The sequence below is a fragment of the Ilumatobacteraceae bacterium genome (assembly GCA_033344875.1).
Lineage (GTDB): Bacteria > Actinomycetota > Acidimicrobiia > Acidimicrobiales > Ilumatobacteraceae > Ilumatobacter.
In genome coordinates this window covers 12,967-27,886 of the sequence record JAWPMO010000001.1, presented here as the reverse complement: position 1 = coordinate 27,886, position 14,920 = coordinate 12,967, and the positions used below count along the sequence as shown (strand labels likewise).

Here is a 14,920-nt window from a genome sequence, read left to right as displayed (position 1 = left end):
GAAGTCCGACGTCGAAAGGGCCATCATGAAGCAGCCGAACACGCCGTGGGATCGTCGCGTCCAGTTCCGGGCAGGGAGATCCGACTCGCACTTCGCGTACCGGCCGAACGAGGTCATCTCGACCCGGGCCGCCCTGCAGAAGATCTCCGTGCGGCTCGGCCGTGACGTCGACGATCTCGATGTCGAGGTGATCATCGATCGACGAACGCCGACCGACAAGGCGCAGACGGAGACCGACGGGGCCGAGACGTCCCCCCACGACCTCGTCCTGGTGCGCGGCATCCCCGACCCCGTCGCAGTGGCGCTCGAGCTCCGATCCGAAGGATTCTCGGCGCGCGTGAACCACGTGCTCTTCGCGCATCCGATCGGAGCGCCGAACCCCGGCGGCACCCCCTACCCCGGCGGCACCCCATATCCCGGCGGCACCCCCTACCCCGGCGGCACCCCCTACCCCGGCGGCACCCCCTACCCCGGCGGCACCCCCTACCCCGGCGGCACCCCCTACCCCGGCGGCACCCCCTACCCCGGCGGCACCCCCTACCCCGGCGGCACCCCCTACCCCGGCGGCACCCCCCTACCCCGGCGGCACCCCCTACCCCGGCGGCACCCCCTACCCCGGCGGCACCCCCTACCCCGGCGGCACCCCATATCCCGGCGGCTGCGGTTGCGAGGCGAGTTGCGGGGTGTGGACCGGCCAGATCGTCAGCCCGCGCGAGTCGACTGCCGCACCGGCGGTCGCTCCGACCGCCGATGAGTTGTCGCGCCGTCGAGCACGCCCCGACGTCTCCTGCAACGTGCTCGTCGTCGACACGGGCGGATCGACCGACATCTTCCGAGCCGGCGCCACCGCCGCCGACGCCACACCGAGCGCGAAACGAGCGCTCGAACTGCTCGAGAAGTGCGTGATCCCGACACCTCCGCCCGACCCCGACGCCAACGGCGATGTCTGGGATGGCGACGGCAACCGCGTGCTCGACCCGGCGGCAGGCCACGGCACGTTCATCGCCGGCATCGTCGCCAACCTGGCACCGGGCGCGGCAGTCACCTGCGTCCGGGCGTTGAGCTCGTACGGCGACACCGACGACGCGGCGATCGCCAAGGCGCTGCTCGAGCAGTTCCCGAACGACGGCAACCCGGAGCCGCCGTTCGACATCGTGACGATGTCGTTCGGTGGGTTCTGTGACGACGACGACCCGCCGATCGCGATCGCGTCGGCGATCGCGACGATCCAGGCGCGCTACAACGGCGACGGTGACGAGGCGGGCGACCTGATCCGCGACCGTGTGGTCTTCGTCGCATCCGCCGGCAACGACGCGTCGTGCCGACCCACCTGGCCCGCATCGTTCGAGAACGTGATCGGCGTCGGTGCCCTCGGGCCACACGGGCCGGCCCCGTTCACCAACCACGGCCCGTGGGTGAACGCGTGCGCTCCGGGCGTCGATGTCGTGTCGACCTTCTTCGACCTCGGCGACGACGCCAGCCATGACGGCGAGGACTTCGACGGTTGGGCCGTGTGGAGCGGTACGTCGTTCTCCGGGCCGATCGTCGCCGCCGCCATCGCCTGGGAGTGGATGGGTCGCAACACCGAGGGTCGGCCGGGCGACGCGGCCGCGTGGCTCCTCGACCGCCCTGGGCACTTCCGCTATCCAGGCCTCGGCACGGTCGTCAACACGCCGTGAGCGGGCGAGTCGTCAGCCGCTGATCCAGGGGGTGACGACCGTGCCGCCCGGCAGGTCGACCTCGATGCGGGCCGGAAGTTCCGGCGCGTCGACGGCGAGTTCGCCGTACTCGTCCGTGCGGTGCTCCTCGGTGGCGTCCTGGCTCGTGACCCGGCACCCCACCGACATCGGTGGCTCGAGCATCACGATCATCGTGGCTTGCGTCAGATGCACGCGGATCACGGCGTCGCCGTGGCCGAAACGGAACGAGCGACGATCGGAGGTGGTGCCGCGCACGCCGACGAGTTCGTGGTTCGCCGAGTCGAACAGCAGGTCGGCGAGTTCGGCGTCGACCCGTCGCCACGTGAACGCCGCCTGCGCGGCATCCGTGAGGTGTGGCGGGATCGGCTCCAGCGAGTCGAACGCCTCGCTGATCCTGGCGAGCATCGAAGCGTCGGGCGCGTCGCTCATGGCGTACCTCCTGGTGGGGGTTCGAGGAGTGTCCTCATCTTGTCGAGGCAACGGCGACGCGATGGCCCGAGCGAACCGATCGGGCGACCGAGCGCATCGCTCGCTTCGTCGTACGGAACTGGCGGATCGGCCAGCACCAACACGGTGATGATCTCGCGGCACGGTTCGTCGAGCCGTCCGAACGCTGCGCGCACGTGGCGACGCCGTTCGTCGGCCATCAGTTCGTCGGCATGTTCACCGTCGTCACCCACGAGCGTGTCGACGAGGTCACCGATGCCGCTCGACGACGACCACGACTCGGTGATGGAGAGGTCTTGACGGTGTCGTTGCCGCACGATCTGTCGGACCTCGTTGGTCGCGGTGGTCGTCAACCAACCTGGCAGCTTCTCGGGTTCGCGGATGCCGTCGAGGCGCTCGGCGAGTCGGAGCCAGGTCGCCGCGAATGCATCGTCGCGTACCTCGCGATCGGTGGTCATCATGTTGACCGACTTCCACACAACGCGTTCGAGTCGGCCGACCAAGGCGTTCCAGGCAGCACCATGACCGTCGAGGGCCCCGGCAACCAGGTCGGCGAGGGAGTCATCGGGCGAAAACCGCGGCTCAGACGCCATACCGGCGACTCTACGCCGGTGGGAACCAGCAGCAGTGGTGTCGGGCCCATACAGGACACAGAGTCGCGAGGCCGCCCACTGATACGCGATCTTCGAGAATTTCTCGGGAGGTCGACCTCCGGATGCAGCTCACCGACGGTCAGACACGGCGACCGAGCGCGACGATCGCCGCCAGCGTCGACAGGTTGCGAGCGGTTGCGGTGACGCCGAACGAGCGCTCGACGATGTCGAGCGTGAGTTTCGATCGTCCCGATCCCGACGGGTAGGCGGCGTAGATCTCGCGCCCGTCGACCACCAGCCGATCGTCACCGAAACGCCCAGGATCGGGCGCATCCGCCGGGTCGGCGGATCGATCGAGCAGATACACGTGCAACCACTTCGGCGGCACCTCTCGGCCCGCGTCGGGATGGGCGCCGGCGATCCGTTCGATGTCGACGAGCGACCGGACGACGACCGGAACATCCAGGTCGAACCGGTCGCCGACCACCGATCGCACCGCGTCCACGAGGTCGGCTTCCCCGGCGGCCGCACCGGCCGGGCAGAACACCACGTTGCCGCTCTGGATGTAGGTGCGGACGTCGCTCATCCCCGCCGACTCGAGCGCGGCGCGCAACTCGGCCATCGGGATCATCTTGTGGCCCCCCACGTTGATCCCTCGGAGCAGCGCGACGTGGGGCTCGGACGACATGACCCGTTCGTAGCACGTGGGAAGCTCGCCTTGACGTTCTAACGGACGTTAGGTAGGTTGCGATCATGTCGCTCGCCGCCTCGAACATCGCCGCCGACACGGCGGTCGAGCCCGCCCGATCGCGCATCATGGACGAGGCCGCGAACCTGTTCCTCCAACGTGGGTACGAGGGCACGTCGCTCCGGCAGCTCGCCGAAGTCGTCGGGATGAAGGCCGGGTCGCTCTACTACCACTTCTCGTCGAAGGACCAGTTGTTGACCGCGATCCTCGAACGGGGGCTCGACGTCATGCACGAAGCATTCGATCGAGCGGAGGCGACGCACGGCGACGCCGAGCCGTTCCCGCGGATCGTGGCGCACACCCGCGCCCACCTGTCGGCGCTGTTCGAGAACGGGCCGTACACCGCGGCACACGTCGTGACCTTCCGCACCGCACCCGATTCGGTCAGGGCTTCGCTCGTCCCGAGTCGCGACGCCTACGAAGCGAGGTGGACCGAGCTGCTCCACGATCTCCAGCGAACCGGCTCCGTCGCGGCCGACATCGACATCACCGTGGCCCGGCTCGCACTGTTCGGCGCGATGAACTCCTCCGTCGAGTGGTTCGACCCCGACCGAGGCACCCTCGACCGATTCGCCGACGCCATCGCCCGGCAGTTCTGGACCGGAGCGGCAGCATGAGACCGATCCACTCCAAGATCGACCCGGCCTCCGAGCGGTTCTCCACCAACTTCGAACACAACGTCGGCGAGGCCGTCACGTTGCGCGAACGCCAGCAGTGGGCGATCGACGGCGGCCACAACCGCGACCGCTCGATCGAACGCCACCTCTCACGCGGCAAGGTCATGGTCCGCGACCGGATCGACATGGTGATCGACGAGGGCACCGCTTTCATGGAGCTCTCCACGCTCGCCGGGTGGGGTCAGTACGACGACGAGGTGCCGGGCGCCGGCATCGTCACCGGCATCGGTGTGGTGCACGGGGTGCCGTGGATGTTCATCGCCAACGACGCCACCGTCAAGGGCGGCTCGCTGGTGCCGATGGCGATCAAGAAGCACGTGAGGGCCCAGGACATCGCGCTCGAGAACGACCTCGGCGTCATCTACCTGGTCGACTCCGGCGGCGCGTTCCTGCCGCTGCAAGACGAGATCTTCCCCGACAAAGACCACTTCGGCGGCTCCTTCTACCGCCAGGCGCGGCTGTCGGCGGCCGGCCTGCCGCAGCTCTCGGTCGTGCTCGGTGGATGCACCGCCGGTGGCGCCTACGTGCCGGCGCTCAGCGACGAGGTGATCATGGTCGAGGGCATCGGCCGGATCTTCCTCGGTGGCCCACCGATCGTCAAGGCCGCGCTCGGCGAGATCATCGAACCCGACGACCTCGGCGGCGCCCAGCTCCACACCTACACGTCCGGCGTCAGCGACTACATCGCCCAGAGCGAGCAGGAGGCGTACGGCAAGTTGCGCGAGATCTGCGAAACCACGTCGCAGCGCCGCATCGACCAGCGTCAGCCGTGGCTCGACTGGACCCCGGATGTCGAGCCACCCGCCTACGACATCGGCGAGCTGTACGGGGTGATCTCGGCCGACGACCGCATCCCCTTCGAAGGCATCGAGATCATCGCCCGGCTGGTCGACGGGTCGCGGTTCCACGAGTTCAAGCCCGACTGGGGCGAGTCGATCGTCACGGGGTTCGCCCGCATCCACGGACACCTCGTCGGCATCATCGCCAACAACGGCATCATCTTCTCCGAGGCCGCGCTCAAGGCGACGCACTTCATCGAGCTGTGCGAGCAACGGCGGGTCCCGCTCGTCTTCCTCCAGAACACCTCGGGCTACATGGTCGGCCGCGACTCCGAGGCCGGCGGCATCGCCAAGAACGGCGCCAAGATGGTCGCGGCCGTCGCCAACGCCACCGTACCTCGCTACACGGTGTTGATCGGCGGCGCGTACGGGGCCGGCAACTACGGCATGTGCGGCCGTGGGTTCCAGCCACGGTTCCTGTTCGCCTGGCCCAACTCGCGGATCGCCACGATGTCGGCCGAGACCGCCGAGACCGTGCTGGTCGACATCCGGCTCGCCGGCATGAAGGGCGGCGACACGACCGACGACCAGATCGCCGCATTGCGCGCTGAGGTGCGCGACCAGTACGAGACGCAATCGAACCCGTACTACGCCACCAGCCGACTCTGGGACGACGGCCTGATCGAACCCGAACAGACCCGCGACGCCCTCGGCCTGTGCCTCGCCCTCGCCGCCCGCCAAGACGAACCGAAGCCGGCCAACGGTCTCGTGTACCGGATGTAATCATGACGACGCCGAACCCTCACACGAGCACGAGCGAGCGGCCGACCACGGCCTGCGTAGCCGGGGAGCGCTGAGATGCGCATCCTGATCGCGAACCGGGGCGAGATCGCCCGCCGGGTGATCCGGACCGCGCGTCGGCTCGGCCACGAGACGGTGGCCGTGTACGGCGATCCCGACGGCGCCGCCGCCCACGTGCAGGAAGCCGACGTGCAGTACCGGCTCGGGCCGGCGTCGCTGGCCGAGTCGTACCTGTCGCAGGAGCGACTGCTCGACGCGATCCGTGAGACCGGCGCCGACGCGGTCCATCCCGGCTACGGATTCCTCGCCGAGAACGCCGGGTTCGCTCGGGCCGTCGTCGACGCCGGCGCCCGATGGATCGGCCCGCATCCGGTCGCCGTCGAGCGGATGGGTTCGAAGATCGAGGCCCGACGCATCGCCGCCGACGCCGGCGTGCCGATCATCCCCGGCTTCGACGAGTCGCAGGACCCCGCGGATCTGGCCGCTGCCGCCGAGCGGATCGGCTTCCCCGTGCTCGTGAAGGCGGCGGCCGGCGGTGGCGGCAAGGGCATCCGTATCGTCCACTCCCCCGACGGGTTCGCCGCCGCGCTCGCCGAGGCGTCCACCGAGGCAGAGCGTAACTTCGGCGACGGCGCGATGATCGTCGAGCGCTACATCCAGCGACCCCGTCACGTCGAGGTCCAGGTCGTCGGCGACCGGCACGGCAATGTCGTCCACCTCGGCACCCGAGAGTGCTCGGTGCAGCGCCGCTACCAGAAGGTGTTGGAGGAGGCGCCGGCGCCGAACCTGCCCGACGCAACCCGTACGGGCCTGCACGACGCCGCCGTGGCCTTGGCCGTCGCGATGGAGTACGACTCGGCGGGCACCGTCGAGTTCATCGTCGACGACACCACCGGCGAGTTCTTCTTCCTCGAGATGAACACCCGGCTCCAGGTCGAGCACCCGGTCACCGAGGAGGTCACCGGTCTCGACATCGTCGAACTGATGATCCGCTCGGCGCGGGAGGAACGACTCCCGATCACCCAGGCCGATGTCACGTTCACCGGTCACGCCTTCGAGTGCCGCATCAACGCCGAGAATCCGGCCAACGACTTCAGCCCCGACATCGGCGCCGTCGAACGACTCCGGCTCGGCTACGACACCGACCAGCCCGATCGGCGCCCACCAGGCAGGTTCCGATGGGACGCCGCGGTACGGGAAGGCGACGAGGTCAGCCCGTTCTACGACTCGATGATCGCCAAGCTGATCGTCTGGGACACCGACCGACCGGCGGCACTCGCCACGTTGCGCGGATGGCTCGACGGCCTCCGGATCGAAGGTGTGGTCACGACCGGGCCGTTCCACCGGTGGCTGGTCGATCAGCAGCCGGTGATCGACGGACGGGTGACCACCCGCTTCCTCGACGAGGCCCCGATCCCGGCCGACCCGGCTCCGGCAGCGCCCTACGCCGCTGCCGCGTGGCACGCGATCGGACAGCCGAGCGCTGGGCGGCCGTCGCTCTTCACCCACCTGACTCCGTTCCGGCTGACACCGCATCGACCGAGCATCCCGACCACCGTGCGATCGATCGACGGCGAACTCCACGAGGTCGCCCCCGACCGGTTCCCGGTCGATCCGCTCGGATCGTGCCGCGGCGCCGTCACCCACGAGCGCCGGCTCACGATCGCGATCGACGGGTACCCGCATCACTTCCGGGTTCCCGAGCGTTCCGAGGTGTGGGCGGGTGAGGCGGTCAGCGGCGCAGCGCACGGCGATGCCGTCGTCGCCCCGTTCCCCGGGTCGGTCGCCGAGATCGCCGTCGAGCCCGGGCAGACCGTCACCGCCGGCGACACGTGCATCGTCATCGAGGCGATGAAGATGCTCCACACGCTCAGCTCGCCGGTCGACGGCACCGTCGCCGACGTGACCGTCGCCGTCGGCGACCAGGTCGCCTCCCACCAGGCCCTCGTCACCTTCGACACCGATTCCGACACCGATTCCGACTCCGATTCCGACTCCCGGGAGCCAGCGCCATGACGCACCGCAACATCTACATGACCGACGAACTCCAGGCGATCTACGACCAGACCGTCGAGTTCGTGTCCAAGGAGGTCATCCCACACGGCGACGAGTGGGAGGCCGACGGCAAGGTCCCCCGCGAGGTCCTGCGGCAGATGGGCGCGCTCGGCATGTTCGGCCTGCGGGTGCCCGAGGAGCGCGGCGGTCTCGGCTTCGGCATGCTCGCCTCGGCCGTGTTCTCCGAAGCGCTCGGCGCCTCGACGTTCGCCGGCTTCGACGTGACCGTGCTGGTCCACACCGACATGGCCGGCCCACATCTGGTCAACTCGGCATCACCCGAACAGCTCGAGCAGTGGCTGCCCGGCATGCTCACCGGCGAGACGATCCTGTCGATCGGGGTCACCGAACCCGACGCCGGTTCCGACGTCGCCGGTATCCGCACCAAGGCGGTCAAGGACGGCGACGGTTGGCGCATCAACGGCACCAAGACGTTCATCACCAACGCCGTCTACGGCGACATGACGATCGTCGCCGCCAAGACCGACCCCGACAACAAGTACGGGATCACGATGTTCCTCGTGCCGTCGGGCACCGAGGGGTTCACCGTGTCGAAGAAGCTCGACAAGCACGGCTGGCGCTGCTCCGACACCGCCGAACTCGTACTCGACGACGTCTGGATCGCCGACGACCAGGTGCTCGGCACGGTCCATCGCGGGTTCTACGAGACGATGAAGAACTTCCAGAACGAACGCATGGTGCTCGTCGGGATGGGCGTCGGCGCCGCGCAGGCGGCGATCGACCAGACGCTCGCGTACACCCAGGAGCGCACGGCGTTCGACGGCCATCTGTACGACCTCGGGGCGATCCGGCAGCGGATGGCGATGAACCAGGCCAAGCTCGACGCGGTGCGGGCCTCGATGTACCACGCCGCCTGGCTCGGCGACGAGGTGATGGGCCCCGGCCGCGACAACGTGAAGGAGATGTCGGGCGTCAAGGCGTTCGGCGCCGAGATCGTCAACCAGATCATGTACGACTGCGTGCAGTTCCACGGCGGCATGGGTTACATGCGCGAGACACCGGTCGAGCGGATGTACCGCGACGCCCGCATCCTGCCGATCGGCGGCGGGGCGACCGAGGTCATGCTCGAAGAGGTCGCCAAGCGCTCGATCATCGGCGCCTGAACCGCCAGACTGTTCCGATGCCCGCCCGACGTCACGTCACCGAGTTCTCCCGACTGCGCTCGCTGCTGTTCGCGCCGGCGGTGCGCCCCGACTTCCTCGCCAAGCTCGGCGGCCGTCGGGCCGACGCGATCGTGATCGACTGCGAGGACGCGACCCCGGCGAACGACGACGCGAAGGCGCAGGCGCGCCGCAACGCTGCCGAATGGGCACCACGCCTCATCGACGACGGCGCCACCGTGGTGGTGCGCGTCAACGCCGTGCCGACGCGGTGGTTCGCCGATGACGTCGCCGAAGCCCTGTCGTACGAGATGACCGCGGCGATCGTCCCGAAGGTCGAGTCGGTCGAACAGATGGACGCCGTCGCCGCCGCGTTCGCCGACCGCGGGATCCCCGACCTCGGGGTGATGGTCGGCATCGAGACCGCGCTCGGTGTGGCCGACGCCCGTGCGATCCTCGCCCACCACCAGGTGAACTCGGCCTACTTCGGTGCCGAGGACTTCATCGCCGACATGGGCGGGGTCCGCACCCCCGACAACGCGGAGGTGTCGTTCGCCCGCGCCCAGGTCGCGATCGCCGCCCGACTCGCCGGGGTGCCCGTGCTCGACCAGGTCGTTGCCGATTTCCGCGACGACGAGCGGTTCGTCCGTGAGGCGATCGAGGCCCGGGCGATGGGGTACGGCGGCAAGCTGTGCATCCATCCGGGGCAGGTCGCCCTGGCGAACGAACACTTCGTGCCGTCGGCCGAGGAGGTCGAACGGGCCGAGCGACTGCTCGCCGCGTATGACGAGGCCGCGGCGGAGGGCATCGCCGCGATCGACTTCGAGGGGCAGATGGTCGACGAACCCCTGGCCGCCCAGGCCCGCCGCGTCATCGAACTGGCCGAGTCGTGACACACCGACGCACCTGAGTCATCACTCAGTCGTCGTCGGGCGTCATGTGCATGAGCGCCTGACGAACGGCCCGACACACGAGGGTGCCGTGTTGGTTGTAGCCGCGGTGCTCGAACGTGACGATGCCCTGACGCGGACGTGACGACGACGTACGCGCCTCCGTCACCTCGGTCTGGACGCGAAGCGTGTCGCCATGGAACATCGGGGCCGGGAAGGAGACGTCGCTGAACCCGAGGTTCGCGACCGTGGTCCCGAGCGTCGTTTCGTGCACGCTGATACCGATCACCATCGCGATCGTCAGCATCGAGTTGACGAGGGGTTTGCCGAACTCGGTCTCGTTCTCGGCGTAGTCGAAATCGAGGTGGAGCCAGGCCGGGTTCATCGTCATCGACGTGAACATGACGTTGTCGGACTCGGTGACCGTCCGGCGGATCGCGTGGTCGATGACCGTGCCGGGTGTGAGTTGTTCGAACCAGCGTCCGGTGTGGGGGCGTGTCATGACCCGAGCGTAGATCGATCGCCGTCGACCGCAGCGAGCGCCCGACGATCCTGCGCGATCGGGTCATCGACGACACCCGATCGGGTTTCAGATCGATCGCGCCCGGGAAGAAGTTGGATCATGACGATCTTCGAATCCCTGCGTGCCGACCACGAGACCCAGCGGACGCTTGCCGACCTGCTCACCAAGACCCACGGCGACAGTGACGGTCGCAACGAGTTGTTCGCACGGTTGAAGCGCGAGCTCGAGGCGCACGCCGGCGCCGAGGAACGCTTCTTCTACGTCCCGTTGATGGAGCACGACCTCACCCAGGAGAAGGCTCGCCACTCCGTCGCCGAGCACAAGGAACTGGACGACCTCGTCGAGCAGCTCGAGGGTTACGACATGAGCGGCCCGCAGTGGATCCAGACAGCGGAGAAGCTGGCACACCTGTTGACGCACCACCTCGACGAGGAGGAGCAGGAGGTGTTCCAACTCGCCGGGAAGGCGTTGAGCGACGACGAGAAGTCGTCGCTGGCGGACGAGTACGCCGCCGACATGCGGCGGCGCCGTCGCGCCGACGCCTGACGGCGTTGCCCCCGGATTGGCCCGGCGGACGACCGAGCAATAGGCTGATCCTATAATGTTCAGCCACCCCACCATCGTCGTGGCCATCCACGCAACTCACGTCTGTGCGCCGTCCGAGTCCGCTGGTGCTTCGGAGATCGGCCGGTGACCGACCGGGTGCTCGTCACCGGCGCCAACGGATGCATCGGCGCCTGGGTGGTCAAGCTGCTGTGCGCCGAGGGTGTCGATGTCGTGGCGTTCGACCTCGGGACCGACGACCACCGCCACCGGCTGATCAACGACGGTGCCGTGCCCGAGGCGACCTGGGTCGCCGGCGACCTCACCGTCCAGGACGACGTGATCGCAGCGGCCGAGGGAGCCGCTCGCATCATCCACCTGGCCGCGCTCCAGATCCCCTTCTGCCGCGCCGACCCTGCAGCCGGCGCCGCCGTGAACGTGACAGGCACCGTCAACGTCTTCGAAGCCGCGGCTCGGCACGGGATCGAACAGATCGCCCAAGCGAGCAGCATCGCCGTGTTCGGCACCACCGACGACTACGCCGACCGGATCATCCCGTCGGACGCCCCCAGGAAGCCGACGACGCTGTACGGCGTCTACAAGGTCGCCACCGAGGACCTCGCCGAGGTCTACTGGCACGAACAACGGGTCCGCAGCGTCGGTCTCCGCCCGCACACCGTCTTCGGTCCCGGCCGTGACCAAGGCATGACCTCGCTGCCGAGCGTCGCGATCGAACGGGCCGTGCACGGCGAACCCTTCCACATCGATTTCGGCGGTTCGCTCGACTTCCAGCACGCTCGCGACGTCGCCGCCGCGTTCATCCACGCTGCCCGAGTCGAGCTCCCCGGGGCTCCGACGTTCAATCTCGCCGGTCACTGCACGACCGTCGCCGCATTCGCGGAGATGGTCGAGACGGTCACCGGCTTCAGCGGGATCACGGTCGGCGACACCCCGCTCCCCGTCATCGAAGGCGCAGACGCCACCGACTGGTTCGAGGTCGCGGGCGGCCCGGCGCCGACGCCGCTCCGGGAAGCGATCGAGTCGAGCGCTCGGATCTTCGCCTGACCGCGAGATCCGCTCAACGTTCGCCGGCGATCGCCGGCTCATCGGGCACCGACGGGGCGCTGCAGCCCCGCAGCGGCCAGACGAACGTCAGCGTGCCCGTCCAGATGATGTGGGCCAACAGCGGCGCTGTGAGGCCTTCCTGCCAGCCGTACAGCAGCCCCCAGACGACGCCGCACGCTCCCCCGGCCAGCATCAGCGCCCAGTTCCGCACGACGGCCTGGACGGCCGTGTAGGCGACGACCGCAACGACGAGACCGAGCTCGCGTTGCACCAAGAGTCGGAAGACGAACTCCTCGGCGACCGCCATGCCCACCAGGGCGATCAGCACGTCGCCTCGCCGATCACCCGCGGCGATCGAGTACAGATCCCGCACCCGCTCGATGAACGACGGGAGCACCCGGCACAGCACGGCGTGACCGATCTGGGTCACGACGACCCAGACGATCCCGACCGCTCCCCCGGCGAGCACGGCAGCCGGCGACACGGTTCCGACCGCGTCGCCCAGCTCGCCGGCACCCCACAGCGCGCCGACCGACACCGCGACGAGCACCGCGGCGGTGATCCACGAGCGATGCCAGATACCGCGGCGGGACGGCCCGAACACGACGGCCCACCCGACGAACGTGAGCGCCAGGATGGCGCCCGCGGCCACACCCATCGTCAGGTTCGACGTACTCGGCGCGAGCCGAGGCGGAGGTCGGACGACCTCAAGCGACGCCCTCGCCCTCGACCACCTTGATCGACACCGTGTCGGGATCGAGATCGAGGTGGCGGTACAGGTTCCGGGCGAAGGCGTCGCCCGTACGGCCCATCGACCGCGCCATGATGCCCTCGACCAGCGAGCGGCTGAAACCGGGCAGCGGTAGCTCGACGCAGAGGGTCAGATCGATCGCCAGCTTGGTGCTGTCGTCGTCGACCTTGGTGATCAGGTAGGTGCCGTCGACACCGGCTCGCTCGGACTTCCCGGGGGGTGGTTCGTGCACGTAGTCGATACGACTGATCGGCACGAAGGTCATCCGCTCCGTGAACGTCGGCGCGACCTCGATACCGAGACCGGAGATGCCGGCGAGCGTCCACGACCATCGGTCGCCCGTGGCCTCGATCCGGTCGACCAGCGGCGTGAGATCGGCGAGGAGTTCGGGATCGGTCAATGCCTCCCACATCTGCTCGGGCGAGACCGGCACGATCGAGATCGACCGGTTGCGGGAACGGAAGGCGGGCACGACAGAGGTCTACCCCAGAAATCGGCCCGCCAACCGTCAGGCCGTGCCCGAACACTACGATCGCCCGCATGTCCGACGAGTGGGAGGCGACCCACCGCGTCACCGACGCGATGCAGCGGGCCTTCGTCGCCGCGAGTGGTGACGCCAACCCGTTGCACACCGACCCGATCGTCGCTCGGCGGCTGCCGTTCGGCCGCGTGGCAGTGCACGGGGTGCATCTCGCCCTCGATGCCCTCGACCGGCTGGCAGCGCACCAGCAACAGCCGCCGGAACAGGTGCGCTGCACCTTCCGGCGCTCGGTCGGCATCGACGATGAGCTCACGACGCGGATCACGATGGTCTCCGACCGTGAAGCCCGCATCGTCGTCGAGCACGATGTGTGGCGCGTCGCGGACCTCCACGTCCGACTCGCGCCGAGCGACGCTGCGCCTGGCCATGACGATCGAGATGGCGATGAGACCGACGTCGGTCGCACCGCGGCCGACGTGACGATCGACGTGCCGGTCGAGGTCCCGGTCGACGAGCTCGCCGGTGCCGCAGGGTCGATCGACGTGCGCGCCGACCTCGATACGTTGCGCGACCGATTCCCCGACCTCGTCGACGTCGCGGGCCCGCAGCGTGCAGCCGAGTTGCTGTCGCTGACGCGACTCGTCGGGATGCACGTTCCGGGTCTGCACTCGCTGTTCTCGTCGTTCACCGTCACGTTCCGCCACGACGACGGGGTGGACCGCCTGCACTACGCCGTCGAACGCTTCGACGAACGTTTCGCCAAGGCAACGATCGCCGTGTCCGGTCGGTCGCTCGCGGGCGAACTCGTCGCGTTCGTCCGGCCGCGCCCGATCACACCGGCCATCGGCGATGCCCACCCCGAACCCGACGAGTTCGCCGGGCAGCGCTGGCTCGTCGTCGGCGGCTCCCGGGGTCTCGGTGCCACCACGGCGCTGCTCGTGGCGGCCGGAGGCGGCGAGGTACGACTCACCTACCGGGTCGGCGCCGACGATGCCGACCAACTCGCCATGTCGATCGGCGCCACGGCCCACCGACTCGACGTCACCCGGCCCGGACCGGGGGTCGTCGCCCTCACGGCCGATGGATGGCAGCCGACGCACCTCGCCTACTTCGCGTCCCCGCCGATCTTCGACGGCGCACCTGGCTCGTACTCGACCCGGCTCGAACAACGCTTCCGGACGATCTACGTCGATGGTTTCGAAGCGGTGTTCGCCCACCTCGACGTCGCCCGGCTGCGTGGTGTGCTGTGGCCGTCGTCCGAGGCAGTCGACCACGACGTGTCGGGTCTCGCCGAGTACGCGGCCGTCAAGCGGCTCGGCGAGGAGCGGTGCGCCGCACTCGGTCGGGAGCACGAGCACGTGCTGGTGTCGACACCGCGACTGCCCCGGCTCCGCACCGATCAGACCGCCTCGTTCCTGCCGGTCGACTACGACGATGCCCCGACCACGCTGCTCGCAGCGCTCCGGGCGTTCTCGGGCTGAACTGCGGCGACCGGTACACTGGCCACCGTGTCGGACCCTCTGATCAACATCTTCTCCGACGGGCTCGGCCTCGACCCGGCCGACCTGGGCGAGGACACGTCGCCCGACAACACCAGCGAGTGGGACAGCCTCGCCGCGATCACGCTCGTCGAGCTGATCGAAGCCCACTTCGACGTTCGTCTGGGGGCTCGCGAGATCATGAAGATGCAGACGATCGGTCTGGCGCGCGAGGTGCTCAAGGGCAAGGGCGTCGACGGGATCTGAG

General features: G+C 68.9%; 17 protein-coding genes. 11 read left to right on the top strand and 6 right to left on the bottom strand.

From position 1 onward, the window contains the following. Nucleotides 1–25: 25 nt before the first annotated feature. Both R8G01_00150 and R8G01_00145 read left to right on the top strand, forming a co-directional pair. The gene (locus tag R8G01_00150) at nucleotides 26–754 is read left to right on the top strand and encodes a hypothetical protein (protein MDW3212378.1); all 729 of its coding nucleotides are present in this window, start codon (nucleotides 26–28) and stop codon (nucleotides 752–754) included. Then, the gene (locus R8G01_00145; GenBank protein ID MDW3212377.1) at nucleotides 684–1,679 is read left to right on the top strand and encodes a S8/S53 family peptidase; all 996 of its coding nucleotides are present in this window, start codon (nucleotides 684–686) and stop codon (nucleotides 1,677–1,679) included. Before R8G01_00150 ends, R8G01_00145 begins: the two co-directional genes overlap by 71 nt. Before the next feature lie 12 nt (nucleotides 1,680–1,691). Here R8G01_00145 and R8G01_00140 read toward each other — a convergent pair whose 3' ends face one another. The 3 genes from R8G01_00140 to R8G01_00130 form a co-directional block, all read right to left on the bottom strand. Beyond that, entirely contained in the window at nucleotides 1,692–2,129 is a 438-nt protein-coding gene (locus tag R8G01_00140) for a hypothetical protein (protein MDW3212376.1), read from the bottom strand. Beyond that, nucleotides 2,126–2,740, bottom strand: a complete 615-nt coding sequence (locus R8G01_00135; protein MDW3212375.1) for a sigma-70 family RNA polymerase sigma factor — start codon at nucleotides 2,738–2,740, stop codon at nucleotides 2,126–2,128. Before R8G01_00135 ends, R8G01_00140 begins: the two co-directional genes overlap by 4 nt. A 139-nt stretch (nucleotides 2,741–2,879) precedes the next feature. Further along, entirely contained in the window at nucleotides 2,880–3,428 is a 549-nt protein-coding gene (locus R8G01_00130; GenBank protein MDW3212374.1) for a DUF1697 domain-containing protein, read from the bottom strand. A gap of 65 nt (nucleotides 3,429–3,493) precedes the next feature. Between R8G01_00130 and R8G01_00125 the strand changes: the two genes are divergently transcribed. The 5 genes from R8G01_00125 (at nucleotide 3,494) to R8G01_00105 (ending at nucleotide 9,814) form a co-directional block, all read left to right on the top strand. Next, nucleotides 3,494–4,105 (top strand): TetR/AcrR family transcriptional regulator, encoded by a 612-nt coding sequence (locus R8G01_00125; protein MDW3212373.1) that lies wholly within the window; start codon nucleotides 3,494–3,496, stop codon nucleotides 4,103–4,105. Continuing rightward, on the top strand, nucleotides 4,102–5,727 hold the full coding sequence (locus R8G01_00120; protein ID MDW3212372.1) for a carboxyl transferase domain-containing protein: 1,626 nt from the start codon (nucleotides 4,102–4,104) through the stop codon (nucleotides 5,725–5,727). The genes R8G01_00125 and R8G01_00120 overlap by 4 nt, the downstream gene beginning before the upstream one ends. A 75-nt stretch (nucleotides 5,728–5,802) precedes the next feature. Next, complete coding sequence (locus R8G01_00115) at nucleotides 5,803–7,761, top strand: biotin carboxylase N-terminal domain-containing protein (protein ID MDW3212371.1); 1,959 nt, start codon at nucleotides 5,803–5,805, stop codon at nucleotides 7,759–7,761. Beyond that, nucleotides 7,758–8,924, top strand: a complete 1,167-nt coding sequence (locus R8G01_00110; protein MDW3212370.1) for an acyl-CoA dehydrogenase family protein — start codon at nucleotides 7,758–7,760, stop codon at nucleotides 8,922–8,924. The genes R8G01_00115 and R8G01_00110 overlap by 4 nt, the downstream gene beginning before the upstream one ends. A 17-nt stretch (nucleotides 8,925–8,941) precedes the next feature. Beyond that, nucleotides 8,942–9,814 (top strand): CoA ester lyase, encoded by an 873-nt coding sequence (locus R8G01_00105; GenBank protein MDW3212369.1) that lies wholly within the window; start codon nucleotides 8,942–8,944, stop codon nucleotides 9,812–9,814. Between the two features lie 25 nt (nucleotides 9,815–9,839). Here the strand turns inward: R8G01_00105 and R8G01_00100 are convergent, their stop codons facing one another. Continuing rightward, the gene (locus R8G01_00100) at nucleotides 9,840–10,313 is read right to left on the bottom strand and encodes a MaoC family dehydratase (protein MDW3212368.1); all 474 of its coding nucleotides are present in this window, start codon (nucleotides 10,311–10,313) and stop codon (nucleotides 9,840–9,842) included. Between the two features lie 120 nt (nucleotides 10,314–10,433). On the opposite strand from R8G01_00100, the gene R8G01_00095 reads away from it, so the two are divergent. Beyond that, nucleotides 10,434–10,880 (top strand): hemerythrin domain-containing protein, encoded by a 447-nt coding sequence (locus R8G01_00095; GenBank protein MDW3212367.1) that lies wholly within the window; start codon nucleotides 10,434–10,436, stop codon nucleotides 10,878–10,880. Nucleotides 10,881–11,024: 144 nt separating this feature from the next. Continuing rightward, nucleotides 11,025–11,942: an NAD(P)-dependent oxidoreductase gene (locus R8G01_00090; GenBank protein ID MDW3212366.1), complete on the top strand. Its 918-nt coding sequence runs from the start codon at nucleotides 11,025–11,027 to the stop codon at nucleotides 11,940–11,942. A 13-nt stretch (nucleotides 11,943–11,955) separates the two neighbouring features. On the opposite strand, the gene R8G01_00085 is transcribed toward R8G01_00090, so the two are convergent. Both R8G01_00085 and R8G01_00080 read right to left on the bottom strand, forming a co-directional pair. Then, on the bottom strand, nucleotides 11,956–12,600 hold the full coding sequence (locus R8G01_00085) for a CPBP family glutamic-type intramembrane protease (GenBank protein ID MDW3212365.1): 645 nt from the start codon (nucleotides 12,598–12,600) through the stop codon (nucleotides 11,956–11,958). A gap of 49 nt (nucleotides 12,601–12,649) precedes the next feature. Next, the gene (locus R8G01_00080; protein ID MDW3212364.1) at nucleotides 12,650–13,165 is read right to left on the bottom strand and encodes an SRPBCC family protein; all 516 of its coding nucleotides are present in this window, start codon (nucleotides 13,163–13,165) and stop codon (nucleotides 12,650–12,652) included. A gap of 68 nt (nucleotides 13,166–13,233) precedes the next feature. On the opposite strand from R8G01_00080, the gene R8G01_00075 reads away from it, so the two are divergent. Both R8G01_00075 and R8G01_00070 read left to right on the top strand, forming a co-directional pair. Then, the gene (locus tag R8G01_00075) at nucleotides 13,234–14,655 is read left to right on the top strand and encodes a MaoC/PaaZ C-terminal domain-containing protein (GenBank protein MDW3212363.1); all 1,422 of its coding nucleotides are present in this window, start codon (nucleotides 13,234–13,236) and stop codon (nucleotides 14,653–14,655) included. 27 nt (nucleotides 14,656–14,682) lie between these two features. After that, entirely contained in the window at nucleotides 14,683–14,919 is a 237-nt protein-coding gene (locus R8G01_00070; protein ID MDW3212362.1) for an acyl carrier protein, read from the top strand. The last annotated feature ends 1 nt before the right edge of the window (nucleotide 14,920 follow it).